24 protein-coding genes, 1 tRNA gene and 1 pseudogene are annotated in these 24,224 nt (G+C 65.7%); 8 read left to right on the forward strand and 18 right to left on the reverse strand.

The window, feature by feature from the left end; all coding sequences use genetic code 11:
• The 3 genes and pseudogenes from Q1A36_RS19615 to zapE form a co-directional block, all read left to right on the forward strand.
• Nucleotides 1-212 (forward strand): annotated as a pseudogene (locus Q1A36_RS19615) (hypothetical protein); the annotation flags it as partial.
• A gap of 112 nt (nucleotides 213-324) precedes the next feature.
• A complete protein-coding gene (locus Q1A36_RS19620) occupies nucleotides 325-1,059 on the forward strand; it encodes a glycosyltransferase family 25 protein (RefSeq protein WP_299847601.1) in 735 nt (244 codons plus the stop codon).
• A gap of 213 nt (nucleotides 1,060-1,272) precedes the next feature.
• Nucleotides 1,273-2,385 carry a cell division protein ZapE gene (zapE, locus tag Q1A36_RS19625; RefSeq protein WP_299847603.1) on the forward strand — a complete coding sequence of 371 codons (1,113 nt, stop codon included), beginning with the start codon at nucleotides 1,273-1,275 and terminating at the stop codon, nucleotides 2,383-2,385.
• A gap of 12 nt (nucleotides 2,386-2,397) precedes the next feature.
• Here the strand turns inward: zapE and Q1A36_RS19630 are convergent, their stop codons facing one another.
• From Q1A36_RS19630 to accD, 3 genes are all read right to left on the reverse strand, one after another.
• Nucleotides 2,398-3,342: a Hint domain-containing protein gene (locus Q1A36_RS19630; protein ID WP_299847605.1), complete on the reverse strand. Its 945-nt coding sequence runs from the start codon at nucleotides 3,340-3,342 to the stop codon at nucleotides 2,398-2,400.
• A gap of 129 nt (nucleotides 3,343-3,471) precedes the next feature.
• Nucleotides 3,472-4,743, reverse strand: a complete 1,272-nt coding sequence (locus Q1A36_RS19635; protein WP_299847607.1) for a folylpolyglutamate synthase/dihydrofolate synthase family protein — start codon at nucleotides 4,741-4,743, stop codon at nucleotides 3,472-3,474.
• A 58-nt stretch (nucleotides 4,744-4,801) separates the two neighbouring features.
• Nucleotides 4,802-5,728: an acetyl-CoA carboxylase, carboxyltransferase subunit beta gene (accD, locus tag Q1A36_RS19640; protein WP_101750886.1), complete on the reverse strand. Its 927-nt coding sequence runs from the start codon at nucleotides 5,726-5,728 to the stop codon at nucleotides 4,802-4,804.
• 88 nt (nucleotides 5,729-5,816) lie between these two features.
• Here accD and cls point away from each other — a divergent pair, with 88 nt between their 5' ends.
• From cls to Q1A36_RS19655, 3 genes are all read left to right on the forward strand, one after another.
• Entirely contained in the window at nucleotides 5,817-7,244 is a 1,428-nt protein-coding gene (gene cls, locus Q1A36_RS19645) for a cardiolipin synthase (RefSeq protein ID WP_299847610.1), read from the forward strand.
• A 72-nt stretch (nucleotides 7,245-7,316) separates the two neighbouring features.
• On the forward strand, nucleotides 7,317-9,053 hold the full coding sequence (gene ilvD, locus Q1A36_RS19650) for a dihydroxy-acid dehydratase (RefSeq protein ID WP_299847612.1): 1,737 nt from the start codon (nucleotides 7,317-7,319) through the stop codon (nucleotides 9,051-9,053).
• Between the two features lie 18 nt (nucleotides 9,054-9,071).
• Nucleotides 9,072-9,728: a DUF6478 family protein gene (locus Q1A36_RS19655; RefSeq protein ID WP_299847614.1), complete on the forward strand. Its 657-nt coding sequence runs from the start codon at nucleotides 9,072-9,074 to the stop codon at nucleotides 9,726-9,728.
• Nucleotides 9,729-9,767: 39 nt separating this feature from the next.
• On the opposite strand, the gene Q1A36_RS19660 is transcribed toward Q1A36_RS19655, so the two are convergent.
• The 10 genes from Q1A36_RS19660 to uvrC all read right to left on the reverse strand — a co-directional run bounded on the left by Q1A36_RS19660 (nucleotide 9,768) and on the right by uvrC (nucleotide 19,506).
• Nucleotides 9,768-11,138, reverse strand: a complete 1,371-nt coding sequence (locus Q1A36_RS19660; RefSeq protein ID WP_299847616.1) for an AI-2E family transporter — start codon at nucleotides 11,136-11,138, stop codon at nucleotides 9,768-9,770.
• A gap of 117 nt (nucleotides 11,139-11,255) precedes the next feature.
• Nucleotides 11,256-12,497 carry a saccharopine dehydrogenase family protein gene (locus tag Q1A36_RS19665; protein ID WP_299847618.1) on the reverse strand — a complete coding sequence of 414 codons (1,242 nt, stop codon included), beginning with the start codon at nucleotides 12,495-12,497 and terminating at the stop codon, nucleotides 11,256-11,258.
• Nucleotides 12,498-12,523: 26 nt separating this feature from the next.
• Nucleotides 12,524-13,630: a carboxynorspermidine decarboxylase gene (gene nspC, locus Q1A36_RS19670; RefSeq protein WP_299847620.1), complete on the reverse strand. Its 1,107-nt coding sequence runs from the start codon at nucleotides 13,628-13,630 to the stop codon at nucleotides 12,524-12,526.
• A 157-nt stretch (nucleotides 13,631-13,787) separates the two neighbouring features.
• On the reverse strand, nucleotides 13,788-15,158 hold the full coding sequence (locus tag Q1A36_RS19675) for a glutamate--cysteine ligase (RefSeq protein WP_299847622.1): 1,371 nt from the start codon (nucleotides 15,156-15,158) through the stop codon (nucleotides 13,788-13,790).
• A gap of 69 nt (nucleotides 15,159-15,227) precedes the next feature.
• Nucleotides 15,228-15,725 (reverse strand): hypothetical protein, encoded by a 498-nt coding sequence (locus Q1A36_RS19680; protein WP_299847623.1) that lies wholly within the window; start codon nucleotides 15,723-15,725, stop codon nucleotides 15,228-15,230.
• A gap of 40 nt (nucleotides 15,726-15,765) precedes the next feature.
• Nucleotides 15,766-16,200 carry a molybdenum cofactor biosynthesis protein MoaE gene (locus Q1A36_RS19685; RefSeq protein ID WP_299847625.1) on the reverse strand — a complete coding sequence of 145 codons (435 nt, stop codon included), beginning with the start codon at nucleotides 16,198-16,200 and terminating at the stop codon, nucleotides 15,766-15,768.
• Nucleotides 16,201-16,203: 3 nt separating this feature from the next.
• Nucleotides 16,204-16,455, reverse strand: coding sequence for a molybdopterin converting factor subunit 1 (gene moaD / locus Q1A36_RS19690; protein WP_299847626.1), 252 nt, complete (start codon nucleotides 16,453-16,455; stop codon nucleotides 16,204-16,206).
• A complete protein-coding gene (pgsA, locus tag Q1A36_RS19695) occupies nucleotides 16,445-17,077 on the reverse strand; it encodes a CDP-diacylglycerol--glycerol-3-phosphate 3-phosphatidyltransferase (protein WP_299847627.1) in 633 nt (210 codons plus the stop codon). Before pgsA ends, moaD begins: the two co-directional genes overlap by 11 nt.
• Nucleotides 17,078-17,155: 78 nt before the next feature.
• Complete coding sequence (locus Q1A36_RS19700; protein ID WP_299847628.1) at nucleotides 17,156-17,530, reverse strand: hypothetical protein; 375 nt, start codon at nucleotides 17,528-17,530, stop codon at nucleotides 17,156-17,158.
• A gap of 122 nt (nucleotides 17,531-17,652) precedes the next feature.
• The gene (uvrC, locus tag Q1A36_RS19705; protein WP_299847630.1) at nucleotides 17,653-19,506 is read right to left on the reverse strand and encodes an excinuclease ABC subunit UvrC; all 1,854 of its coding nucleotides are present in this window, start codon (nucleotides 19,504-19,506) and stop codon (nucleotides 17,653-17,655) included.
• Nucleotides 19,507-19,584: 78 nt separating this feature from the next.
• Here uvrC and Q1A36_RS19710 point away from each other — a divergent pair, with 78 nt between their 5' ends.
• Nucleotides 19,585-19,746 (forward strand): hypothetical protein, encoded by a 162-nt coding sequence (locus Q1A36_RS19710; RefSeq protein WP_299847632.1) that lies wholly within the window; start codon nucleotides 19,585-19,587, stop codon nucleotides 19,744-19,746.
• 73 nt (nucleotides 19,747-19,819) lie between these two features.
• Here Q1A36_RS19710 and Q1A36_RS19715 read toward each other — a convergent pair whose 3' ends face one another.
• The 4 genes from Q1A36_RS19715 to Q1A36_RS19730 form a co-directional block, all read right to left on the reverse strand.
• Nucleotides 19,820-20,593, reverse strand: a complete 774-nt coding sequence (locus tag Q1A36_RS19715; RefSeq protein WP_299847634.1) for an SDR family oxidoreductase — start codon at nucleotides 20,591-20,593, stop codon at nucleotides 19,820-19,822.
• On the reverse strand, nucleotides 20,590-21,516 hold the full coding sequence (locus Q1A36_RS19720) for a calcium/sodium antiporter (RefSeq protein ID WP_299847636.1): 927 nt from the start codon (nucleotides 21,514-21,516) through the stop codon (nucleotides 20,590-20,592). Before Q1A36_RS19720 ends, Q1A36_RS19715 begins: the two co-directional genes overlap by 4 nt.
• 105 nt (nucleotides 21,517-21,621) lie before the next feature.
• Nucleotides 21,622-22,422, reverse strand: a complete 801-nt coding sequence (locus tag Q1A36_RS19725) for a S49 family peptidase (RefSeq protein ID WP_299847638.1) — start codon at nucleotides 22,420-22,422, stop codon at nucleotides 21,622-21,624.
• Between the two features lie 55 nt (nucleotides 22,423-22,477).
• Nucleotides 22,478-23,500, reverse strand: a complete 1,023-nt coding sequence (locus tag Q1A36_RS19730; RefSeq protein ID WP_299847640.1) for a LacI family DNA-binding transcriptional regulator — start codon at nucleotides 23,498-23,500, stop codon at nucleotides 22,478-22,480.
• 108 nt (nucleotides 23,501-23,608) lie between these two features.
• Here Q1A36_RS19730 and Q1A36_RS19735 point away from each other — a divergent pair.
• Nucleotides 23,609-23,685: transfer RNA gene (locus tag Q1A36_RS19735), tRNA-Arg, on the forward strand.
• 222 nt (nucleotides 23,686-23,907) lie between these two features.
• On the opposite strand, the gene Q1A36_RS19740 is transcribed toward Q1A36_RS19735, so the two are convergent.
• Nucleotides 23,908-24,120, reverse strand: a complete 213-nt coding sequence (locus Q1A36_RS19740) for a hypothetical protein (protein WP_299847642.1) — start codon at nucleotides 24,118-24,120, stop codon at nucleotides 23,908-23,910.
• Between the last annotated feature and the right edge of the window lie 104 nt (nucleotides 24,121-24,224).

Here is a 24,224-nt window from a genome sequence, read left to right on the forward strand (position 1 = left end):
GTCAGCAACCAGACCCTACCGGAACAACGCAGGTGACAACCTCAGCCAGAACCTACACCACGCCCAGGGACAGCATCGCGGGATCGCAGGCCAAGGCTGCCATCGGCTTCTATAATCACCGACGGCCACACACCGCCCATGGCGGACAACCGCCCGCCGTGGTCTACTTCAACAGCATCGAAACCGATCAGCAGGCGCAGGCAGTAGCTTAAATCAGCCCGAAATCTGTCCAAGGATCGGCGAGTAGCTCATTCCGCGGGCCTTTTCATTCTTGGATAGGGGGATTTGCCAGCGTAGCTTGCCATTCTGATTGGAGAAAGCTGGATGACTCCAGAGAGTGGTGAAGCGTTGCTGTCGGCCACCGGACCGGCGCGCGTGATCAACCTGACCTATCGCAGCGACCGTCGGTCGGAATTCGAGGCGCAGCTCAAGCGGATCGGATTGTCCCTTGATCATCCGCAGATCCGGCTGTTCGCGGCCATTCGCCCCGAAGAAAGTGGTGGCTTTCCCACCATTGGGACACGGGGTTGCTTCCTCAGCCATCTGTCTGTGCTGCGGGAGGCCATCGCGGCGGGCCAGGACAGCATTCTGATCTGCGAGGACGATCTTGATTTTACTCCCGACATGATCTCGCGCCTGCCGGGCCTGCTGGCCGGGCTGATGCAGCAGCCCTGGGATCTGTTTTATGGCAGCTATGCCGATCTGCCGGCTGGTAAGGTCATCGCCCCCGGTTTGATCAGGGCCGATCCGTCCGAAACGATCGTCGGCCTGAGTTTTTATGCTGTGCGCGGCAAGGCGATCGCCGATCTTGTCCATTATCTCGAGGCGATTCTGACGCGCGCGCCCGGCGATCCTGCGGGTGGGCCGATGCATGTGGACGGCGCGGTCAGCCATTTTCGCGCCGATCACCCGCAGTACACTACGCTGGTTGCGTCCCCGCCGATCGGTGTCCAGCGATCCTCGCGCACCGATATCCACGATCTGAAATGGTTCGATCGCCTGCCGGTGCTGCGTGAAGTCACGTCCATCCTGCGCGGTCTGCGGCGTCGCGCCAGATGACCGACAGGCCGGGCCCGCAGTCAGGCTCAGGTGCGAGGATGATCATCGCGGGACAGAGAGTCTCGCCGCCATCCCGATCGACCGCACCGACTGTTCCATCCAGCGGCTCCTGTGCTAGTCCCGTGCTGAACCTGCCGGAACCGGCAGCGCGGAACAGGACCGGGTGGCGGTGGTGAGAGGTGGCAAGGTGGTCGTGGTGAAAGCGTTCCTCGCATGAGCAGCGTCAGCGAGCTCTATCAGCAGCGGGTCTCCAGCGGAAAGCTGACCGCCGATCCGGCGCAGCAGCGGGTTCTGCCGCTGCTGGACGAACTGGCGGCGGGTCTGGCCGAGGCTGCGCCGGCGAAATCGAACGGCGGCTGGCGGCGGCTCTTCGGTGGCGGGCAGGCCAGCGCGTCGGTGCCGGCGGGGCAGGCCGGGCTCTATCTCTGGGGCGGGGTCGGGCGCGGCAAGTCGATGCTGCTGGACCTCTGCATCGAGGCGGCGCCGATCTCCGCCAAGCGGCGGGTGCATTTCCACGAATTCATGCAGGAGGTGCAGGCGGGGCTGGAGGCGGCGCGGAAGCGCGGCGACCAGGACACGGTGCGCCCCGTCGCCCGCAAGATCGCCAGCGAGGTGCGGCTGCTGTGCTTCGACGAGATGCAGATCACCGATATCGCCGATGCGATGATCGTGGGCCGGCTGTTCCAGACGCTCTTCGAAGAGGGCGTGGTCATCGTCACCACCTCGAACCGCGCGCCCGATGACCTCTACAAGCACGGGCTGAACCGGCAGCTGTTTTTGCCCTTCATCAAGCTGATCCACGAGCGGATGCAGGTGGTGGAACTGGTCAGCCCGACCGACTACCGGCAGGGGCGGACGGTTGGTGGCCAGGTCTGGTTCGTCCCCGCCGACGCCGCGGCCCATGCGGCGATGGACGCGATCTGGACGGAGCTGACCGGCGGTGCCGCGCCGGCGCCGCTGGAGATCGAGGTGCGCGGCCGCAAGCTGGTTCTGCCGGCCTTTGCCGAGGGCGTGGGGCGGGCGGGGTTCTGGGACCTCTGCGGCAAGCCGCTGGGGCCGGCGGATTATCTGGAACTGGTGCGGGCGGTCGAGGTGCTGATGATCGACGCCATTCCCCGGCTTGGCTTGTCGAATTACAACGAGGCCAAGCGCTTCGTCACGCTGATCGACACGGTCTACGAGGCCAAGGTCCGGCTGATCGCCAGCGCCGCTGACGAGCCGGAGCAACTCTATAACGAGGGCGAGGGCAGTTTCGAATTCGAACGCACCGCCAGCCGGCTGCGCGAGATGCAGGATGCCGCCTGGGGTGTGCCGCCCGCCGCCTGACCGCCTTGCGGCTCAGGCCGTGACGCGCTGTGTCTCTTCCACCAAGGCCGCGACCTCTTTCCTATTCAGAAAGGGGCGGGCGGGGGTCATCGGGTTCTCGCCGGACGCGAGGGCAGGGAAGGCGCGGATCAGGTCGGACCTGTCCCCTGCGCTCAGCGCGCGGATCGCCATCGGACCGGTGAAGAAGCTTTCGGTCGCGGCACCTTCGCCCAGGATGATCTCGTGCCGGTCGCAGGCGATGTGGACGAGGTCGAAGGGCAGGCCATCGGCCTGCAGCGTCACGCCGGGCAGGCCCGCCCGCCACAGATGCAGCGCCGCCGCCAGATATTCCCTGCCTTCGGCATCGCGTATCAGGACGCGGTGCTGGGGCGAGACGCAGAGATCGCGCCGCGGCAGGCCGTCGCCAAGCGCGCCGGCGGCGATGCGGACCGGGCGCAGGTTCGGGTTGCGGTCCAGCCGGTCGGCATCGACGGCGCTGAGGCCGGTCCAGACCAAAGGCTGGGGACCGTGGTCGCGGGTCAAAACCAGATCGCCGGGCCGCAGGCTTTCGACCGGGCGATCCCCATCTGGCGTGGCAATCAGGGTGCCGGAGACAAAGCAGATCGAGAGCGCGTCAATCGAGACCGAATACTGGTAGTCCGGCGGACCGCCGCGACCTCTGTCCAACTGGGACAGGACCGGGGCCATATTGGTGCCAGCGGCAAAGGGAACGGACGTGTAGAGATAGCCGTTCTGCAGGTTGCCGTTGGCGGCAGTGCTTCGGAAAAGCGCCGAGATTCCGGTGTCGCCGGCGATGTGGCCATAGTTGTTGATGCCGGTGTAAGCTCCCCATTCGATCGTATCAATCCGACCATCGCCATTGGCGTCGTTCACGGTCAGTTGGACGATAACGGAATTGGCTCCGGCCGAACCATTGACGATGGTCGTGCGGTAGACGTCGAAGGTGACGAGAGGCATGACAAACCCCTTAAACAGACAAATTTTACAAATGCAAGGAAAGCATGTTTTTACTAAAAAATCCAGCAAAATTATGCGGTAACGTAGACGCACCCGGTTGATTGGCGCCCGAAACTCGCGTCTCAACCGTCAGTTGTTATCGCGCAGCACCCGGCCGGCCAGATACAGCGACCCGCAGATGAGAATTCGGCTTTGTGGACTGGCACTTGCGATTTCACGGATCGCGGCCTCCGCAGTTTCGCTTGTGCGGGCGTCAATCCCGGCTTCGCGCGCAGCTTGTGCGGTCGCCTCGGCGGGCAGGGTGTTCGGCTCGCCCGGAATGGGAATCGCAATCAGCCCGTCGACCTGGTCGGCCAGCGGGCGCATGTAGCCGGTGACATCCTTGGTGTTCAGCATCCCGCAGACAAGCCAGGTGGCGCGGCGCGGCATCGCGGCCAGCGTCGCGGCCACCGCCTGGCCGCCCGCTGGGTTATGACCGCCATCCAGCCACAGTTCTGCCGCCGCGCCTGCGGCCTCGACCAGCGGGCCCTGCTTCAGCCGTTGCATCCGGGCTGGCCATTCGGCGCGGGTAACGGCGGCGCGGGCCTGATCGGGGCTGACGCCCAGATGGCGCAGCGCCGCCAGTGCGGTGCCGGCATTGGTGATCTGGTGCGGTCCGGGCAGGTTCGGCAAAGGCAGGTCCAGAAGCCCGTTCTCGTCCTGGAAGACCAGCGAGTCCCGTTCGCGCGCCACCGACCAGTGCTGCCCCGCGACCAGAAGCGGCGCCCCCAGCCGTTCGGCCCGTGTCTCGATCACCTCGAGCGCAGGCTCCTCCTGCGGGGCGATGATCGCCGGCACCCGGCGCTTGAGGATGCCGGCCTTCTCGCCGGCGATCTCGTGCAGAGTCTCGCCCAGGTATTGCGTGTGATCGATGCTGACCGGAGTGATGATCGTCAGGCGCGGATCGTCGATGACATTGGTGGCGTCCAGACGCCCGCCCAGCCCGACCTCGAGCAGGGTATAATCGGCCGGCACGCGCGAGAAGGCCAGAAACCCCGCCGCCGTGGTGATCTCGAAGAAAGTGATCGGCTGGCCATCATTCGCCGCCTCGCATTCCTCCAGCGTGGCGGCTAGCAGATCCTCGGCGATCAGCTCGCCCGCCAGCCGGATGCGCTCGTGAAACCGCGCCAGATGCGGCGAGGTATAGGCATGGACACGGGCGCCCCCGGCCTCGAGCCCGGCGCGGATCATCGCCTGGGTCGAGCCCTTGCCGTTGGTGCCGGCGATATGGATGACTGGCGGGATGCGGCGCTCGGGATGGCCAAGCGCGGCCAGCAGCCGGTGCATCCGGTCCAGCGACAGGTCGATGACCTTGGGATGCAGCGACATCAGGCGATCAAGGATGGCGTCGGACTGGGTCATCGCTCAAGCCGGGGGCGCTGCCCCCGGTCCCCCGGGATATTTGGGCCAAGATGAAGGGTCAGGCGGGTTTTTCGCCATCGGTGACAAGCACGGTGCCCGGCTCGCCCGGCGGCGGCAGGTCGCCGGCGATCGGGGCGGGCAGGCGGCCCAGAAGCCGCAGGATCGAGACCAGTTCGGTCCTCAGCTTCTTGCGATGGGTCACGCGGTCCAGCATGCCGTGCTCCAGCAGGTATTCGGCGCGCTGGAAGCCCTCGGGCAGCTTCTCGCGGATGGTCTGCTCGATGACGCGCGGGCCGGCAAAGCAGATCAGCGCCCCCGGCTCGGCAATCTGGATGTCGCCCAGCATGGCATAGCTGGCGGTGACGCCGCCGGTGGTCGGATGGGTCAGCACCACGACATAGGGCAGGCCGGCCTCTTTCAGCATCTCGACCGCGACGGTGGTGCGGGGCATCTGCATCAGCGACAGGATACCCTCCTGCATCCGTGCACCACCCGCTGCCGAGAACAGCACCAAGGGCCGCTTCAGCTTCACCGCGCGCTCGGCCGCGGCAATGATGGCATTGCCGACATACATGCCCATCGAGCCGGCCATGAAGCTGAAATCCTGCGCGGCGGCGACGATGGGGGTGCGGCCGATCTCGCCCTCCGCGACCAGCATGGCCTCTTTCTCGCCGCTGGATTTCTGCGCCGCCTTCATCCGCTCGGGATATTTCTTCTGGTCGCGGAAATGCAGCGGGTCGGCAAGCGGCTCAGGGACCTTGACCTCGACGAAGACGCCGCCGTCGAACAGCGAGTTGAACCGGTCGCGCGGGCTGATCGCCATATGGTGATCGCAGCTCGAGCAGACGTTCAGATTCTCGGTCAGTTCGCGGTGGAACAGCATGGTCCCGCATTCGGGGCATTTCGTCCACAGGTTCTCGGGCACTTCGCGGCGCGAAAACAACGAGTTGATCCGGGGACGGACGTAGTTGGTGATCCAGTTCATCGCGCGGGCCCTGTCAATATTCCGGCTCCCAGATAGGCCGCATGGGCGGGAATTGCAATTGCTGCGCCGCCGAACCAAGATGCCGCCCATGTGGCCGACCGCCTTTCTGTTCCTGCACAACGTTGCCGCGCTGCTGGTCGTGGCGCGCGTGTTGATTCGACCGCGGATGGAGCCCTCGGTGCGGCTGGCCTGGATCATGGTGGTCGAGGCGATCCCGATCGTCGGTATCGGCGCCTATCTTCTCTTCGGCGAGGTGCGGATGCGCCAGGCCGAAGTGCAGAAGATGGCCGACGTCCGCGACCGGCTGACCGGGCTGCGCAGGCCCAGCCCCAATGTCATCACCCATCCCCCGAACGAGCTGGAGCCGGTCTTTGCCGTCAACCGCGCGGTCGGCGGGCTGCAGGCGGTGGATGGCAACCGGCTGCATCTTCTGTCCGAGGGCGATGATGCCATCGATGCGATGGTCGATGCCATCGACGGCGCGCAGGATCATGTCCATATCGTCTTCTACATCTGGCTGGCCGATGACAGCGGCACCCGCATGGTCGAGGCGATCGAGCGGGCGGCGCGGCGCGGCATCGCCTGCCGGGTCATCGTCGATGCGCTCGGCTCGCGCCTTTTCGTGCGCTCGCCCCTCTGGGCGCGGTTGCAGGCGGCGGGGGCGGAATGCGTCACCGCCTTTCCCTGGGGAATGCCGCTGATCAGCCTCTTGTTCCAGCGGCTCGACCTGCGCAATCACCGCAAGATCATGGTGGTCGACAATCGCGTCGCCTTTACCGGCAGCCGCAACTGTGCCGACATGGCCTTTGCGCTGAAGCCGAAATATGCGCCTTGGGTCGATATCCTGATCTCGGCCGAGGGGCCGGTGGTGCGGCAGTTGCAGGGGGTCTTCCTCGCCGACTGGATGAGCTATACCGGCCGCGACCTCGGCGAGATGCTGGGCATGGTCGATGCCGTCGAGGAACCGGGCGATACCGCGCAGGTGGTCGCGACCGGGCCGGATCGGCGGGCGGGCAGCATCTCGGACAGCCTGGCGACGATGATCCTGAACGCCCGCAGCGAGATCGTGCTGACCACGCCCTATTACGTCCCCGACATGGCGCTGGACGCGGCCATCCGCTCGGCCGCGCGGCGGGGTGTCGAGGTGACGATGATCCTTCCAGCACGGAACGATTCGCTGATCGTGGGCGCGACCAGCGAGGGCTTCTATTACAGCCTGCTGGCCGCCGGGGTGCGGATCTACCTGTTCCAACCGGGCCTGCTGCACTCGAAGATCACCACGATCGACAACCGCTATGCGATGATCGGCAGCGCCAACCTGGACCGCCGCAGCTTCGAGCTGAATTACGAGGTCAACATGGCCATCTATGACAGTGGCGTCACCGATGAGCTGAACCAGCGTCAGGCCAGCTATGTCGCCCGCTCGGTCGAGCTGTCGCTGGAGGATGTGAAGAACTGGAGCCTGTTGCGCCGCATCCGCAACAACCTGCTGGCGCTGGCCTCGCCGCTGCTCTGACGCCCGCGCTTGCCCCCTTGGGTCGAGCGGCTTAATCCTTGATCAGTCATATCAGCCAGATCGGGGTGCGCCATGTCGTCCAACAGCCGCTTTGACAAGTCGAAGCTACCCAGCCGCCATGTCACCGAAGGGCCGGCCCGCGCGCCCCATCGCAGCTATTTCTATGCCATGGGGATCAGCGAGGAGGAAATCCATTCGCCCTGGGTTGGCGTCGCCACCTGCTGGAACGAGGCCGCGCCCTGCAACATCGCGCTGAACCGTCAGGCGCAGTCGGTGAAGCAGGGGGTGAAGAAGGGCGGCGGCTGCCCGCGCGAATTCACCACCATCACCGTCACCGACGGCATCGCCATGGGGCACGAGGGCATGCGCTCGAGCCTCGCCAGCCGCGATGCGATTGCCGATACGGTGGAGCTGACCATGCGCGGCCATTGCTATGACGCGCTGGTGGGGCTTGCGGGCTGCGACAAGTCGCTGCCGGGGATGATGATGGCGATGGTGCGGCTGAACGTGCCCTCGGTCTTCATCTATGGCGGCTCAATCCTGCCGGGGAAACTGAACGGCAAGGACGTGGTGGTGCAGGACGTGTTCGAGGCCGTGGGCCAGCACGCCGCCGGCAACATGTCGGACGCCGAATTGGACATTCTCGAGCGCGTGGCCTGCCCTTCGGCCGGGGCCTGTGGCGGGCAGTATACCGCCAACACCATGGCCTGCGTCAGCGAGGCGATCGGGCTGGCGCTGATGAACAGTTCCGGCGCGCCGGCGCCCTATGAAAGCCGCGACCAGTACGGGCTGGCCTCGGGCGAGGCGGTGATGAACCTGATCGAGAGAAACATCCGCGCCCGCGACGTGGTGACGCGCAAGGCGCTGGAAAATGCCGCGCGGGTCGTGGCCTGCACCGGCGGCTCGACGAATGGCGGGCTGCACCTGCCGGCCATTGCGCACGAGGCGGGGATCGATTTCGACCTTTTCGATGTCTGCGACATCTTCCGCGACACGCCCTATTTCGTGAACCTGCGCCCGGGCGGCGACTATGTCGCCAAGGACCTGTTCGAGGTCGGCGGTGTGCCGGTGGTGATGCGCGAGCTGCGCAAGGCCGGGCTGATCCATGAAGACTGCATGACCGCCTCGGGCCGGACCATGGGCGAGGAACTGGACCTGATCACCCGCGAGGCCGATGGCAAGGTGATCCACCCGGTCGAGACGCCGATCTCGAAAACCGGGGGCGTGGTCGGGCTGTCGGGCAATCTGGCGCCCGACGGGGCCATCGTGAAGGTCGCCGGCATGTCCGAGGCCGAGCAGGTCTTTACCGGCCCTGCCCGGGTCTTCGAATGCGAGGAAGAAGCCTTCGAGGCGGTGCAGAACCGCGGCTACAGCGAGGGCGAGGTCATCGTCATCCGCAACGAGGGTCCTGCCGGCGGACCGGGGATGCGAGAGATGCTGTCGACCACGGCGGCGCTGTCGGGGCAGGGGATGGGGAAGAAGGTGGCCTTGATCACCGATGGCCGCTTCTCGGGCGCCACGCGCGGCTTCTGCGTCGGCCATGTCGGCCCGGAATCGGCCCATGGCGGCCCCATCGCGCTGCTGCGGAACGGTGACATGATCACCATCGACGCGGTGAAGGGCGAGATCAGCGTGGCGCTGTCGGACGCGGAACTGGCTGCGCGAAAGGCCGCATGGACCAATGATCGCAAGACCGACTATGCCTCGGGCGCGCTGTGGAAATATGCCCAGCTGGTTGGTGGGGCGCGCTATGGCGCGGTGACGCATCCGGGGGCGGCGAAGGAAACCCATGTCTACATGGATCAGTAATCGGCCAGGGCGGGGATGATGCGGTCAACGCCCTGGTGGTCCCGGCTGGTGCCGGGTGCAGCCCGCCGTCCGGTGGCCGCGCTGTCGCGCGTGGCGCTGGATACGCGGCCGGCTCCCGCCGGAACCGATCTGCGCTGGCGACCGGGTCTGCTGTCGCAGCCGCTTGCACCGGCCGAGATCCGCGACCCGGCGAGCGGGAAGCGCTTGGGGGATGACGCGGCGCTGTGGCATGACAGCCGCGAGGGCGGGCTGCGCCTGCGTCAGATGCCCGGCACCGAACCACTCGCCCCCTTCCGGCTGCAGCTCGAGACGGACGAGTTCCCCGGCAGCTACCTGTCGCTTTCCATCGACCTGCCGCCCGAAGCGCAGAGCGATCTGCTGCAGGCCCATATCCTGCGGCTCGAGACCGTGCTGTGGTCAGAAAAACCGCTGCGCAGCTTTGGCCGGCTGAATGTTCGGAATGGCCCGAATACCGACAAGATCCTGCGCGACCTGCCCCTGCCGCAGGCCAGCGAGAGCGGAGCCACCGTGGTCGAATTCGATCTGGCCGCGATGGATATCAACGAGAAGCGGCTGGAGAAGATCTGGCTCGACCTGATCTTCGAACAGCCGCAGGCGAATGTGATCGAGATCGGCGAGATGATCCTGTCGCGCCACTTGCGCGCCAGTTTCTAGGAAGCGCGCAGGGGCCGGGAGGTGGAAACCGGCCCGCGGCTACCGCGCCTCTTTCTCGTCCTCGTCCATCATGTCGGGCGGAACCTCTCCGGCGAGGAAGTTGCCGAATTTCTCCATGCCCGGAATATGCTCGGCCAGAACCCGCAGCACCACCAGCATCGGCACGGCGACGATCATCCCGATCACCGACCAGAGCCAGGCCCAGATGGCGACGGTCAGGAACACGACAACCGTATTCAGCTGCAGCCGGCGCGAGACGAAATAGGGGGTAATCAGCTGCCCCTCGATCGAGGTCAGCGCCAGATAGGTGCCCGCGACCAGCACCGGGGTCAGCAGGTCGGGAAAGACGAACAGCGCCACCACTCCGGCGAGCGCGGTGCCGCCGATGGCACCGATATAGGGGATGAAGTTCAGCACGAATCCGCCAAGGCCGAACAAGAGCGGGCTGGGCATCCCCCAGATCCACATGGCGATGCCGATGCAGAGACCAAGCCCGGCATTGATGATGGTGATGGCACCCAGATAGGTCGAGAGCGAGCCTTCGATCGCGCGCAACGCCTCGTAGGCCCGGCGCTTTTCCGACAGCTTGTCAAAGCTTTGCACGATCTTCAGATACAGCAGATCACCCGAGGATATCATGAAGAACAACAGGACCAGCGTGAAGATCACCTGACCAAAGGCCGCCGGCCCCAGCGCCAGCGCCTGACCCATGGTCGAGGGGCGGTCGGAATTGTTGACCTGAACGGTGATGTCGCGGGTCTCGGTCTGCTCGCCCTCGGCCGTCTCGGTGGTCGAGGTGGTGACGGTCGTGGTCGCGTTCGGGTCGTTGATGATCTGGGTCTGGGCATCCTCGATCGGCGAGGCAGGGGTGCCATTGGTGCGCGGCTGGGTCACATCGGTCGAGACCGAGGCACCGGCTTCGCCTTCACCCTCGCCCTGGATCGCGTCGGTCACGTCGCCGGCATTGGTCGCCTCGTCGATCTGCTCGGCCACTTCCTCGATCTTGCGGAACTGCGAACGGATCTCCTTGGCACGTTCTTGCAGACGTTCGGTGATCGAGGGCGCGTCCTCCATGATCTGGCTGACGGGACCAGAGGCCAGATAACCCAGGCCAGCCACCAGCACGATCATCCCCATGGTGATCAGCGTGGCCGAAATGGTCGCGCCGATGCCGCGCCGTTCCAGAAAGCGGCGGATCGGGATGAAGACGAAGAACAGAAGCAACGCCAGCGAGACCGGCATCAGGAAGGCCTGCGCATAGGCGACGAACCAGAACAGCACGATCAGGAAGGTGCCGATGACCGCCCAACGGGGGAAGGACCGTTTCGGTTCGGGAGGAGCCGTCACCGCCTTGGTTTCAACTGCGGCGTCGTCCTGCGACGGGGCGGGACGGGGTGTCGGCTCGGTCATGTTCGGCTGCCTTGCGTTCAGGGGGGCTTGGAACGCAGAACGCCGCCCGGAACAGGTCAGTTCCGGACAGCGTCGTTCAGGCGGCTTGATCTTTGTAAAGCCCGGTCGGCGTGCAGGTCAGATCGGATGATCGCCGGTCGCGTCGATGACCCGGGTGGGCAGGCCCATCTCGCCCAGCAACTCGAGGAAGGGCCGTGCCGGCAGATCCTCGACATTGGCCATCTTCTTCACGTCCCAATCCCCGCGCGCGATCAGCACGGCGGCAGCCAGCGGCGGCACCCCGGCGGTATAGCTGATGCCCTGACTCCCGACCTCGTCATAGGCCTGCTTGTGATCGGCGACGTTGTAGATGAAAACCTCGCCCGGCTTGCCGTTCAGGCTGCCCTTGACCAGATCGCCGATGCAGGTCTTGCCGGTGTAATCCTTGGCAAGGCTGGCCGGGTCCGGCAGCACGGCCTTGACCAGTTTCAGCGGCACGACCTCCTGCCCCTCGGCGGTCTTGACCGGCTGTTCGCTGAGCAGCCCCAGCGATTGCAGCACGGTGAAGACGTTGATGTAATGCGGCCCGAAGCCCATCCAGAAGCGGACATCGCTGTCCTTGTAGCGGGCGGACAGGCTGTGAACCTCGTCATGGCCCGAGAGATAGGCGGTCTGCTTTCCCACCACCGGCAGATCCCATTCGCGGCCGACCTCGAACATCTTGTTCTCGGTCCATTTGCCACCCTGCCAGGCATAGACGGTGCCGGTGAATTCGCGGAAATTGATCTCGGGATCGAAATTCGTGGCGAAATAGCGGCCATGCGAGCCGGCATTGATGTCGACGATGTCGATGCTGTCGATCTTGTCGAAATACTCGTCCTCGGCCAGACGGGCATAGGCATTGACCACGCCCGGATCGAAGCCCGCGCCCAGGACGGCGGTGATGCCGGCCTTCTCGACCGCCTCGCGCCGCTTCCATTCGTAATTGCCATACCAGGGCGGCGTCTCGCAGATCTTGGCCGGGTCCTCGTGGATGGCGGTGTCGATATAGGCGGCACCGGCGGCGATGCAGCCTTCCAGCACGGTCATGTTGATGAAAGCCGAGCCCACGTTGATGACGATCTTGGCATCCAGCTTGCGGATCAGATCGGCCACGGCCTTGCTGTCCATGGCGTCCAGCGCATGGGTCTCGACCGCCACCTTGTGGCCCTTGTCGCGCAGGCTGGCGACGATGGCATCCGCCTTGGACCGGGTTCGGCTGGCGATATGCAGCGCGCCGAATTCCGCGGCCCATTGCGCCGCCTTGTGCGCCACGACCTGAGCGACGCCGCCGGCGCCAATGATCAGCAAGTTCTTCTTGTCGGCCAATTCTGTCTCCATTCACCGGGTGGCAGAGGTTGGGTCGCCTAGGACAGGCTGCCTTTGTAATCGTCATAGGAAAACCGCCGGACCTCGCGGACCGTTCCATCTTCCTCGCGGATGGCGATGGCGGGCATCGCCACGCCGTTGAACCAGTTCTTCTTGACCATGGTGTAACCGGCCGCATCGGCGATGCTGATCCGGTCGCCGATGGCGAGCGCCTTGTCAAAGCGCGCATCGCCGAAAATGTCGCCCGCAAGGCAGGTCTTGCCGGCGATCTGGTAATCGTGGCTGCCCTGCTGCGGCAGTTTTGCCGTTTCGCGATAGATCAGCAGGTCCAGCATATGCGCCTCGATGCTGCTGTCGACGATGGCCACGTCGCGGCCATTATGGATGATGTCCAGCACGCTGACCTCAAGGCTGGCGCTGCCGGTGATGCTGGCCTCGCCCGGTTCGAGATAGACCTGCACGCCGTGCTTTTCCGAGAAGGCCCGCAGCCGGTCGGCCAGACGGTCCAGCGGATAGCCCTCGCCGGTGAAATGGATGCCGCCACCGAGGCTGACCCAGTCCAGCCGGTCGAGGAAGCCGCCGAACTCGGCCTCGATCCGCGTCAGTTGCTGGTCGAACAGGTCGAAATCGCGGTTCTCGCAATTGTAATGGATCATCACGCCGCTGATCCGGTCCAGCGCCGCTTCAAGCCGGGGCATGTCCCATTCGCCGAGACGCGAGAAGGGGCGGGCCGGATCGGCGAGGTCGAAGCCGCTGGTCGAGAAGCGCGGGTTCAGCCGCAGCCCGGCCTGAATGCCCTTTGCACGCGCCTTGTCGCCGAAACGGTCCAGCTGGCCGAGGCTGTTGAAGATGATCTTGTCGGCATGGCCGATGGCCTCGTCGATCTCGTGATCGGCCCAGGCCACGGAATAGGCATGGGTCTCCTTGCCGAATTCCTCGGCCCCGAGGCGCAGCTCGAACAGCGAGGACGAGGTGGTGCCGTCCATGAAGTCGCGCATGAAATCGAACGTCGACCAGGTGGCATAGCACTTCAGCGCCAGAAGGGCCTTGGCCCCTGAACGCTCGCGCAGCCAGGCGACCTTTTCCATGTTGGCGCGCAGGCGGGCCTTGTCGATCAAATAGTAAGGGGTCTGCAGATCGGCCATGGCGAAACCTTCGGGTTCAAAACGCGAGACCGGCATATAGGCCCCGCGCGCCCGATTCACAAGGAAGCAGAAGGACCTGCCGCCGCGTCGGTGGCCCGGGCGCGCGCTGATTTCACGCCGCCCCCGTCACGCGACTGAGAGATGGACCCGACCGCGCCTAGTACGAATATTCGCCGTAGATGCGGTTCAGATCGCCCTGCCATTCGCCGTGGTACTTCTCCAGCAGCTCATCGGCGGGCACCTTGCCGCTGTCGATGCTTTCCCGCAGCGCATTGAGGAAATGCGTCTCGTCCGGCACCAGCCCGCCGGCACCGGGACGGGCGCGAGATTTCAGCCCCGCCTCGGCGATGGCCACCACCTCGCGCGCCAGGTCGTGCATCCTGATTCCGTTCACCTCGGCCTGCAGCGCCGATTTGGCGGCACCGCGACGCAGCCCCTCGCGGGTCTCGTGATCCCAGCCCTTGACCAGGTCCCAGGCCGCATCCAGCGCGCCCTGGTCATAGGTCAGACCGACCCAGAAGGCCGGCAGGGCGCAAAGCCGCCGCCACGGGCCGCCATCGGCGCCGCGCATCTCGATGAATTTCTTCACCCGCGCCTCGGGGAAAACCGTGGTCATGTGATCGGCCCAGTCCGACAGCGTCGGCACCTCGCCCGGCAGGGCGGGCAGGCGGCCGTTCATGAAGTCGCGGAAGCTCTGGCCGAGGGCGTTGATATACTTGCCGTCGCGGTAGACGAAATACATCGGCACATCGAGGACATAGTCCACCCAGGCCTCGTAGCCGAACCCGTCCTCGAAGGCGAAGGGCAGCATGCCGGTGCGGGCATCGTCGAGATTCTGCCAGATATGGCTGCGCCAGCTTTTCATGCCGTTGGGCTTGTCGTCGAGGAAGGGTGAATTGGCGAAGAGTGCGGTGGCGACGGGCTGCAGCGCCAGCGCCACGCGCAGCTTCTGCACCATGTCGGCCTCGCTGGCGAAGTCGAGGTTTACCTGCACGGTGCAGGTGCGGAACATCATCTGCCGCCCCAGCGTCCCCACCCGGGTCATGTAGTCGTTCATCAGCGCATAGCGCCCCTTGGGCATCATCGGCATCTGGTCCTGACGCCAGATCGGCGCGGCCCCCAACCCGATGAAGCCCGCGCCCATGTCGTCGGCCACCGATTTCACCTCGGCCAGGTGCTGGTTCACCTCGTCGCAGGTCTGGTGGATCGTCTCGAGCGGCGCGCCCGACAGTTCCAGCTGGCCGCCCGGCTCGAGGCTGACATTGGCCAGGCCCTTCTGCAGCCCGATGATATTGCCCTGCTCCAGCACCGGGTCCCAGTCAAAGCGCTCGGCCAGGCCGTTCAGCATCGCCTTGATCGAACAGTCGCCCTCGTAGGGCAAAGGCAGCTTGCCGGCCTTGTCATAGCCGAATTTCTCGTGCTCGGTGCCGATGCGCCAATCCTCGCGGGGCTTCTCGCCACGGGCGATGTAATCGGCCAATTGGTCACGATGCTCGATCGGGCCGCCGCCCTGCTGGGGAATGGACATAAGGTCGCAGCCTTTCTCGGTCTTGGAAGGACACAGGTGGCAACAGCGCCGGGGCGAGTCAAGCGGGGATCAGCGCGGCCTCACCCAAAGGGTGCGCACGCTATTGGCCGGATTGTGCAGGGCGGCCGAGATCTCGCCCATGCGAATCCCGGGCAGCGCGGCGAAGGCATCGGCCAGTCCCGCAGCACCCGCCGCATCCAGCGGGATCAGCAGGGCCTGCGCATCGGTGGATTTCAGCCGCCAGTGCGGTCGGCCCTGCAAGGGCAGCAGGCGGATCTCGGAAAGGTCGCGCAGCGCGATCTCGCCACCCAGCAGCCTTGCGCCGTAATAGCGGATCGCGCCCTCATCGATTTCCACGACGCCGGGGCCGCCGATGTCGCGGCGAAAGGGCAGACGGCGGATCGCCGCCAACAGCCAGGCCAGCGCGACGAAGCCCCCGCCGATGCCGATCAGGCCGAAGAACCATCCGCCGAGGGTGAGGAACCACAGGCTGACCAGCAGGGCGGCACTGGCGCAGAGCGGCTCGGACCACCGGCGGAGTTTCTGGCGCAACTCGGGCCGGATCATCGGGCGCCCCGGATGCCGGCGATCTGGGCGCGGGCGATGTTCACCAGCGGGTCAGCGCGTCTTCGTCGCTGTCCTTGGCGGCAACCCAGCCGCCGGTGCAATCAGGGCCGATCTCGCGCTTCCAGAAGGGGGCGCGGGATTTCAGCCAGTCCATCAGGAATTCTGCCGCCTCGAAGGCGGATTTGCGATGCCGCGCGGCGGTGGCGACCATCATGATCGGCTCGCCCACTTTCAGCGGCCCGTGGCGGTGGATGATCAGCCAGCCGTCCAGCTCGAAACGCCGGGCGGCCTCGTTACCATACTCCTCCAGCGCGGCTTCGGTCATGCCGGGGTAATGCTCGATCTCCAGCCCCTGCATCTGGCCGCTGTCATCGCGCACGAGGCCGGTGAAGGTGACGACCGCACCCGATCCCGCGCCGAAGCCCTGCAATTCCGCAGCAAGGTCGAAAGGCTCGGTCTGGACGCGGGCGCTCATCGTTCAGCCCCCGGTCATCGGCGGGAAGAAGGCCACCTCGCGCGCGCCGGCAAGCGGGCTGTCGAGGGGGACCAGCTTCTGATCGACGGCGCAGCGCACGGTGGCCATGTCGGCAAAGGCGGCGGCGTGCCAGTCGTCCATCGCGGCGAGTTCGGCGACCAGATCGCGCACGGTCGCGGCCTCGGTCTCGATCCGCTCGCGCGGCTGGCCGATGCGCTCGCGCAGCCAGGCGAAATAGAGCACGTCAAGCACCATCGCGCGGCTCCCGCAGGTAGGGCATCGCCTTGACGAAGTAATCCCAGCCCGTCCAGGCGGTCAGTGCCGCCGCGATCCAGATCAGCAGCAGGCCGGTCCAGGTGGCCAGATCGGCCCAGCTGTCGAAGAAGGGCAGCCGCGGCTCGCCCACCAGCGGCGGGCGGCCATGTTCGACATAGGCAAGCCCGGTGCCGAGGAACAGGACCGAGATGGCGACCATCTGGAAGGTGGTTTTCCACTTGGCGAGTTTCGTCACCTTCAGCAGCTTCGCGTTCGGCCCAAGGAATTCGCGCAGCCCGGAAACGAAGACCTCGCGGAACAGGATCACCGTGGCCGGCAGGATCAGCCAGGGGTTCATGCCGGAATAGCCGGTGATGACGACGATGGCGATGACCACCATGGCCTTGTCGGCAATCGGGTCCATCGCCGCACCGAAGCGGCTTTCCTGACCCCAGGCGCGGGCCAGGTAGCCGTCGAACCAGTCGGTGATCGCCGCCAGCATGAACAGCGCCAGCGCTGCCCAATCGGCCCATGGCCGCTGGAAATAGAGGAACATGATCGGGACACCTGGCGCAGCCAGAAGTCTCAGGACGGTCAGAAGGTTGGGCAGGTTCCAGCGCATGGCCGCAAGCTAGTCGCTGCGGCGGCGCATTGGAAGGGGCGGGCGGTCGCATTTCTGTGCGCCGCCCACTGCTGCGGCTCAGCCCTCGGCCAGTTCCTCGGGGAACAGTTCGAAGGCGCGTCCGGCGATGGTCAGGCGAAGGGCCTTGATATGGGTGTCGCTGGTATTGCGCGACAGCCGCCCGATGACCGAGACCGCATCGCCCGGCGCCGCCAGGCGCTCGGTCAAGCCTGCGCTCAGCATCCGGTCGCGGCTGGCCAGTTCAATGGTCCAGTTCAGCCCGTCGCGGGCGCGGACCTGCAGGCTGGGATTACGGCCCGAAAGGGCCAGATCGGTGATGGTGGCGTCCAGGCTGGTCAACTCGTCCTCGAATCCCGACCAGTCGCCGGCACCGGTATCCGCCGGCGCGTGAAACGGATGGCGAAGTCTGCCGGGCAGGGGGCAATAAAGCATGATCGCGTCCTTTGGCTGAATCGGTTGGTGAAGCCGCAATCATAGCGTGTCGGGGCGCGAGTCCGGGGGTAAGGTCTTACCTGACTCCGCCGATCGGCGGATTCAGGGCAATCGGGCAAATATCAGGCGTGAAAATGGTCATAGATCGACTGCGCCATGGTCGCGCTGATTCCGTCCACCTGCTGCAGATCGGCCACGCCCGCGCGGCTGACCGCCTTGGCGCTGCCGAAATGCGCCAGCAGTGCGCGCTTGCGGGCCGCGCCGACGCCCGGGACCTCGTCCAGTGGGTTGGCCAGCGCCTGCTTGGTGCGGCGCGCGCGATGGGTGCCGATGGCCCACCGATGCGCCTCGTCGCGCAGGCGCTGGATGAAATAGAGCACCGGATCGTTCATCCTCAGCGCCATGGGCCGCGCGCCGGGGCGGTGGAATTCCTCTTTGCCGTGGTCGCGGTCGACGCCCTTGGCGACGCCGATGATGGGAATGTCCTCGACGCCGAGATCGGCCAGAATGCCTTCGACCGCCGAAACCTGCCCGGCGCCGCCATCGATCAGCAACAGATCGGGCCAGGCTTCGGTGTTGCGGTCGGGGTCTTCCTTCAGCAGACGGGTGAAGCGGCGGGTCAGCACCTCGCGCATCATGCCGAAATCGTCGCCCGGGGTGATCTCGGTGCCCTTGATGTTGAACTTGCGATACTGGTTCTTCATCCAGCCCTCGGGCCCGGCGACGATCATGCCGCCCACCGCCGCCGCGCCCTGGATATGGCTGTTGTCATAGACCTCGATCCGACGGGGCGGGCTGGGCAGGTCAAACGCCTCGGCCAGACCTTCCAGCAGGCGCAGCTGCGTCGCGCTTTCCGACATGCGCCGGGCCAGGCTTTCGCGGGCATTCCGCAGCGCATTGGCGACCAGTTCCGATTTCTCGCCCCGCTGTGGCACGGCCAGCTCGATCTTGCGACCGGCGCGTTCCGTCAGGACCTCGGCGGTCAACTCGGGGTCTTCCGGCGCGTCCGACAGCAGCACCAGCCGGGGCGGCGGCTTTCCATCATAGAATTGCAGCAGAAAGGCCTGCATCACCTCATCCGCCCGCTCGGCGCCGCCAAGCCGGGGATAGAAGTCGCGGTTGCCCCAGCTTTGATGGCCGCGGATGAAGAAGACCTGCACGCAGGCCTGCCCGCTTTCCATATGCAGCGCGATCGCATCGGCCTCGGCCACGCCCTTGGGGTTGATGGCCTGCACCGATTGCACCGCCGTCAGCGCCTTGATCCGGTCGCGCAGCGCGGCGGCGCGTTCATATTCCATCGCCTCGGCCGCAGCCGCCATGTCCTTCGCCAGCTGCGCCTGAATGGCCGTGGTCTTGCCCTGCAGGAAGCGCTCGGCATCACTCACCAGCCCCAGGTAGTCCGCCTCGGAAATCCGCCCGGTGCAGGGGGCACTGCAGCGCTTGATCTGGAACAGCAGGCAGGGGCGGGTGCGGCTGTCGAAGGTGCTGTCGGAACAGTTGCGCAGCAGGAACACCCGCTGCAACTGGTTCAGCGTCCGGTTCACCGCGCCGGCGCTGGCGAAGGGGCCGTAATAATCGCCCTTCTCGGACTTGGCGCCGCGATGCTTCTTGATCTGCGGGAAGGGGTGGGACTTGGCGACGAGGATGTTCGGAAAGGACTTGTCGTCACGCAGCAGCACGTTGTAGCGCGGCTTCAGCTGCTTGATGAGGTTCTGCTCCAGCAGCAGCGCCTCGGTCTCGGTGCGCGTGGTCAGGAACATCATCGAGGCGGTTTCGCGGATCATCCGCGCGATGCGGCCGGAATGGCCGGTGGGCCGCGCGTAGCTCGACACCCGCGCCTTCAGGTCACGCGCCTTGCCGACATAGAGAACCGCCCCCTGCGCATCCAGCATCCGGTAGACCCCGGGGCTGCTGTCGAGGTTGCGCAGGTAATTCTGGATCACGGCGGGGCCGGTGGGCGCGGGCGTCTGGGTCATGCACTCTATCCGATGATTCTCGGCCTTGGCTGCAAGTTATGAGGCCCGGCTTCAAGGATAATTCTGTCCACGCTTTCTGTGGATAAGTTTGTGGGCAAAAGCCGCGGCACCGGTGAATTGCCAGCGTTTGCTGGCCTGAAGCTGGATTGCCTAAACTTTAAGCAGTATTTTAATCTCTTGTTTTGTCATGATATTTTATGTGATCGCGGCAAGGGACTGAATCTTCTCGCAGAATCGTGACGCTTCCGTGACGGGTGTGCGAGGGGTGGACAAGTCCCGCGAGTCGGGCCGGAACGGCCCTATTAACCCCCTGTTAGGAATTGAGGATATCCGGGGTTTTCCAGCCCAGATGCTGGCCGCCATCGACGCAGATCAGCTGTCCGGTGACGGCTTTTGCGTCCAGCAGATAGCCCAGTGCGGCGGTGATGTCGCCGGCATCCGCCCCGCGTTGAAGGATGGTCGCGGCGCGCTGGCGGTCGAAATGCTCCTGGCTCTGGCGGGCGCCGATCATGGTCGGGCCGGGGCCGATGGCATTCACGCGGATCGCCGGGGCCAGCGCCTGCGCCGTGGTGCGGGTCAGCGCCCAGAGCCCGGACTTGGCCAGCGAATAGGTCATGAATTCCGGCGTCGGTTTCAGCACTCGCTGATCGACCATGTTGACGATCAGCCCGGTCGCCAAGGGCTCTCCCTCTGCCTCGCCCGCAGGCGCGGCCTGCGCCGCGAAGGCCTGCATCAGCTGGAAGGGCGCGCGCAGGTTCGAGCCGACGTTCCGGTCCCAGCTGTCCATGGTGGCGCTGCGGATATTGTCATAGTCGAAGATCGAGGCATTGTTCACCAGCACCGACAGCTGGCCGAGCTCCGCCGTCACCGCCGGGACCAGCGCGGCGGTCGCGTCTTCGTCCAGCAGATCGGCCTGAAACACCTCCGCCCGCACGCCAAGGGCCCGGGCGGTCGCCGCCGTCGCCTCGGCCTCGTCGCGCGAGCGGTCGTAATGGATGGCCACATCGAACCCGCGCCCCGCCAGGTAGAGCGCCATCGCCCGCCCCAGCCGGCGGGCCGCGCCAGTGACCAGCGCCGCGCCGGTCACAGCAGGATGCCCACGTAGAGGGCATAGCCGGCCAGCAGCGCCAGCCCGACGCGCTTGCCCATGCGCACGCTGCGGAAGAGGAAGGGCCAGAGCAGCGCCGAGGCCGCCAGCATCACCCAGAGATCCAGTTGCAGCATCTGCGGCGGGATCGGCAGCGGCTTGATCAGCGCGGTGATGCCGAGGATGGCGAGGATGTTGAACAGGTTCGAGCCGACGACATTGCCAAGCGCCATGTCGGCCCGCCCGGCGCGCGCCGATGCGATCGAGGCCGCCAGTTCCGGCAGCGAGGTGCCGACCGCCACCAGCGTAAGACCGATCACCGCCTCGCTGATGCCGAAGGCGCGGGCAATATCGGTCGCGCCTGTGACCAGAAGCTGCGCGCCCACGGGCAGCGCCACCAGCCCGATGGCCAGCCACAGGGCGATCTTGCCGCCGCTGGCCGAGGCATCGGCCCCCTCCAGATCGCCCTCGCCCCCGGCGCCTGCGGTCGACAGCTGCCGCCACAGGACCAGACCCAGCATCGCCAGCAGCAACAGCCCGTCGATCCGCCCGATCGGCCCCGAGACCGCCATGACGATCAGCACCACCGAGGCCGCCATCATCATCACCCAGCTTTCCTTCAGGTCCAGCCCCCTGGTCGGAATGCCGGTCAGGGCGGCGCAGGCGCCAAGGATGACAAGGACATTGGCGATGTTCGAGCCGACGACATTGCCCATGGCGATATCGGTCGAGCCCTTCAGCGCCGCCGAGACCGAAACCAGCATCTCGGGCGCCGAGGTGCCGAAGGCCACCACGGTCAATCCGACCACGGTGGGGGTGACGCCAAGGCGCAGGGACAGGTTCACCGCCCCCTTGACCAGGTTGTCGCCACCCAGAACCAGCAGAACAAGGCCGGCAAGGACCAGCAGGCTATCAACGATCACGGCGCGAGATCCCCAGAAATTTCAACAGAAAGCGGCGAAAACCCGGACCGGCCAGAAAGGCGATCAGGATCATGACGAGAAGGAAGGTCAGGACGATCTTGACCATCAGCGGCTGATCCCGAAGCGGGCGAAGGCCGCGCGCTCATCCGCTGCGCCGATCAGCGCCTCGGCGGAAAGGCCAAAGCGGCGATACCAGGGCTGGCGGAGGCCGTAACGCTCGAACCGGACATCGCCGAACAGCTCGCGCATCTTCGGCTCCAGGTGGCCGATGCCATCCGCGAGGCCCAGGTCGACCGCGCGGCGGCCGGTCCAGAAGGCGCCGGTGAAGAGGTCGGGATCATCGGCCAGCCTGTCGCCACGTCGCGCAAGGACGTGGTCGCGGAAGGTATCGTGGATGGTGTCGAGAATGCCGTCCAGCCGTTCCACATCCTCGGGCTTCTCGGGGCGGAACGGGTCAAGCTGCGATTTCGAACGCCCGGCAGTGTGGACGCGCCGCTCGATCCCCCAGCGTTCGATCAGGTCGGTAAAGCCGAACCCCGCCGAGATCACCCCGATCGAGCCAAGGATCGAGCTGTCATCGGCCCAGATCCGGTCGGCGGCACAGGCCAGCCAATAGCCGCCCGAGGCCGCCACATCCTCGACAAAGGCATGGACCGGCACATCATGCTGCTCCGACAGCCGGCGGATGCGCGCGCCGATCAGCGAGGATTGCACCGGCGAGCCCCCGGGAGAGTTGATGACCAGCGCGACGGCCAGCGGCTTCTGGCGGGTAAAGGCGCGATCCAGTAGCGGCTGCAGCCCGGCATCGGACAGGCCGGCGGCACCGGGACGGGTGGCGGCGCCGATCAGGCCCTGCAGGCGGATGACGGCGACGCTCGGCTTGCGATGAAGGAATGGGATTTTCATCCAACCCACATAAGCGGCGGGGCGGCCTCGGGCAAGCGCGTCGGGGCGACTTGGGTCAGGGGATGGCGCGGATTGTGTCGCCCGGCAGGAAGGTCGGCGTCAGCGCGACGACCCGGTCAGGCGGCGTGGCGTCCTTGCCGGCGATGATCCGCGCCGCGCGGCGACCGATATCGTGGCGGCGGGCGTCGGTGGTGCTGAGCCTGACCGGCAGCCCGTCCAGCAGGTCGACGCCGTTGAACCCCGCCAGCCCGATCCGGCCCGGAATGTCATAGCCCTGGTCGAGACAGTAAAGCAGCCCGCCCGCCCCGATCATGTCGTTCGAGTAATAGAGGAAATCGAGATCCGGGGCGCGGGCCAGGATCCGCTCGGTCAGTTCGCGGCCCTTCAGCAACGAGGAGCCGCCTTGGTAATATTCCCGCGCCTCGAGCTGCACGCCCTTCTCGGCCAGCCCTTCCTCGAAGCCCACCAGCCGCTTCCGGGCGCGGTGATCCTCGGGCATGTGGGTGCCGACGAAGCCGATGCGGCGATAACCGGCGGCAAGGATATGGTCGGCCATCTCGCGCCCGGCGCGGTGATGCGAGATGCCGACCAGCGTGTCGATGCCCTGGCCGTCGGTATCCATGATCTCGACGATGGGAATACCGGAATTCGCCAGCATGGCGGTCGCGGCCTTGCTGTGCTCGAGCCCGGCAAGGATCACCCCCGAGGGTCGCCAGGACAGCATGTCGTAAAGCACCATCTCTTCGCGCGCGGGGGAATAGTTGCTGACCCCGATCACCGGCTGCAGCCCGGTATCGTCCAACTCGGCCGAAATCCCGCCCAGCACATCGGGAAAGACGAGGTTCGACAGCGACGGGATCACCACCGCGACGAGGTTCACCCGCTGGCTGGCCAGCCCGCCGGCGATCTTGTTGGGGACATAGCCAAGGGTCTTGGCTGCGGTCAGCACCTTCTCGCGCGTCGCGGCCGAGACATCGCCCCGATTGCGCAGCACCCGGCTGACCGTCATCTCACTGACGCCCGAGGCCTCGGACACGTCCCGAAGCGTCAATGGCCGGCGCGGTTTCTGCGGTGTCATGGCAATCCGATGGGTAATATATACCTTATTAACGAACAGTGTTAGCGCATGACCCCGGCACGGGCAAGCTTGCCAATGTCGCACTTTCCCGGCACAAGATGCCGCAGTGGCCCCGTGGCTCAACTGGATAGAGCAGCCCCCTCCTAAGGGGCAGGTTGCAGGTTCAAATCCTGCCGGGGTCACCAGTCATTCCAATGCTGCTGCCGAAGAAGCATAAGAGTGCACGATTTGGGGTGTTTCTTGCACACCCCTGTCAAGCAGATTGGGAAAAGCCTCGCGACGGAACTTGCTATCCAATTGCGATGTAACGAAAAAAAAACTGTGGATTGAGCGTTTTGGTGCATTCCGGGTCGAGTCGCCGTCGAAGGCGGGCCATTGAATTCCCGGCAGTGCGACCTCAAGCCTCGCTACGACATCCGCCCAAAATCCGCCCGGCAGACCTCGAATCCATGATAGTCGCGATTGCCCTGGCGCATCCGAACCCGGATTTCACCCGCACGGATCGCTGCGATGATCCGCCCGACGCTGACGCCGCTGCGGGTCTTGGCAAGCTGAATGCTCTCCCATTTGCCGGAGTCGTCGGCCAGATCGCAGGTTAGCGAGGTCAGTTCGTCGATCAACGCCCGACCATCAGCAAGAAGCCATTTCGATGCTGTCCCATAGCGTGGTGTAGCTGGCGCTGATTGTCACCGTGATGTTCGGCGCGGGCCTGCTTGATCAGGAT

It is taken from the genome of uncultured Paracoccus sp., from assembly GCF_947487305.1.
Classification (GTDB): domain Bacteria; phylum Pseudomonadota; class Alphaproteobacteria; order Rhodobacterales; family Rhodobacteraceae; genus Paracoccus.

Excerpts from the sequence above, each read along its gene's own strand:
- Q1A36_RS19620 (WP_299847601.1), top strand. The coding sequence starts at position 325 with ATGACTCCAGAGAGTGGTGAAGCGTTGCTGTCGGCCACCGGACCGGCG.
- zapE (WP_299847603.1), top strand. The coding sequence starts at position 1,273 with ATGAGCAGCGTCAGCGAGCTCTATCAGCAGCGGGTCTCCAGCGGAAAG.
- Q1A36_RS19630 (WP_299847605.1), bottom strand. The coding sequence starts at position 3,342 with ATGCCTCTCGTCACCTTCGACGTCTACCGCACGACCATCGTCAATGGT.
- Q1A36_RS19635 (WP_299847607.1), bottom strand. The coding sequence starts at position 4,743 with ATGACCCAGTCCGACGCCATCCTTGATCGCCTGATGTCGCTGCATCCC.
- accD (WP_101750886.1), bottom strand. The coding sequence starts at position 5,728 with ATGAACTGGATCACCAACTACGTCCGTCCCCGGATCAACTCGTTGTTT.
- cls (WP_299847610.1), top strand. The coding sequence starts at position 5,817 with ATGTGGCCGACCGCCTTTCTGTTCCTGCACAACGTTGCCGCGCTGCTG.
- ilvD (WP_299847612.1), top strand. The coding sequence starts at position 7,317 with ATGTCGTCCAACAGCCGCTTTGACAAGTCGAAGCTACCCAGCCGCCAT.
- Q1A36_RS19655 (WP_299847614.1), top strand. The coding sequence starts at position 9,072 with ATGCGGTCAACGCCCTGGTGGTCCCGGCTGGTGCCGGGTGCAGCCCGC.
- Q1A36_RS19660 (WP_299847616.1), bottom strand. The coding sequence starts at position 11,138 with ATGACCGAGCCGACACCCCGTCCCGCCCCGTCGCAGGACGACGCCGCA.
- Q1A36_RS19665 (WP_299847618.1), bottom strand. The coding sequence starts at position 12,497 with ATGGAGACAGAATTGGCCGACAAGAAGAACTTGCTGATCATTGGCGCC.
- nspC (WP_299847620.1), bottom strand. The coding sequence starts at position 13,630 with ATGGCCGATCTGCAGACCCCTTACTATTTGATCGACAAGGCCCGCCTG.
- Q1A36_RS19675 (WP_299847622.1), bottom strand. The coding sequence starts at position 15,158 with ATGTCCATTCCCCAGCAGGGCGGCGGCCCGATCGAGCATCGTGACCAA.
- Q1A36_RS19680 (WP_299847623.1), bottom strand. The coding sequence starts at position 15,725 with ATGATCCGGCCCGAGTTGCGCCAGAAACTCCGCCGGTGGTCCGAGCCG.
- Q1A36_RS19685 (WP_299847625.1), bottom strand. The coding sequence starts at position 16,200 with ATGAGCGCCCGCGTCCAGACCGAGCCTTTCGACCTTGCTGCGGAATTG.
- moaD (WP_299847626.1), bottom strand. The coding sequence starts at position 16,455 with ATGGTGCTTGACGTGCTCTATTTCGCCTGGCTGCGCGAGCGCATCGGC.
- pgsA (WP_299847627.1), bottom strand. The coding sequence starts at position 17,077 with ATGCGCTGGAACCTGCCCAACCTTCTGACCGTCCTGAGACTTCTGGCT.
- Q1A36_RS19700 (WP_299847628.1), bottom strand. The coding sequence starts at position 17,530 with ATGCTTTATTGCCCCCTGCCCGGCAGACTTCGCCATCCGTTTCACGCG.
- uvrC (WP_299847630.1), bottom strand. The coding sequence starts at position 19,506 with ATGACCCAGACGCCCGCGCCCACCGGCCCCGCCGTGATCCAGAATTAC.
- Q1A36_RS19725 (WP_299847638.1), bottom strand. The coding sequence starts at position 22,422 with ATGAAAATCCCATTCCTTCATCGCAAGCCGAGCGTCGCCGTCATCCGC.
- Q1A36_RS19730 (WP_299847640.1), bottom strand. The coding sequence starts at position 23,500 with ATGACACCGCAGAAACCGCGCCGGCCATTGACGCTTCGGGACGTGTCC.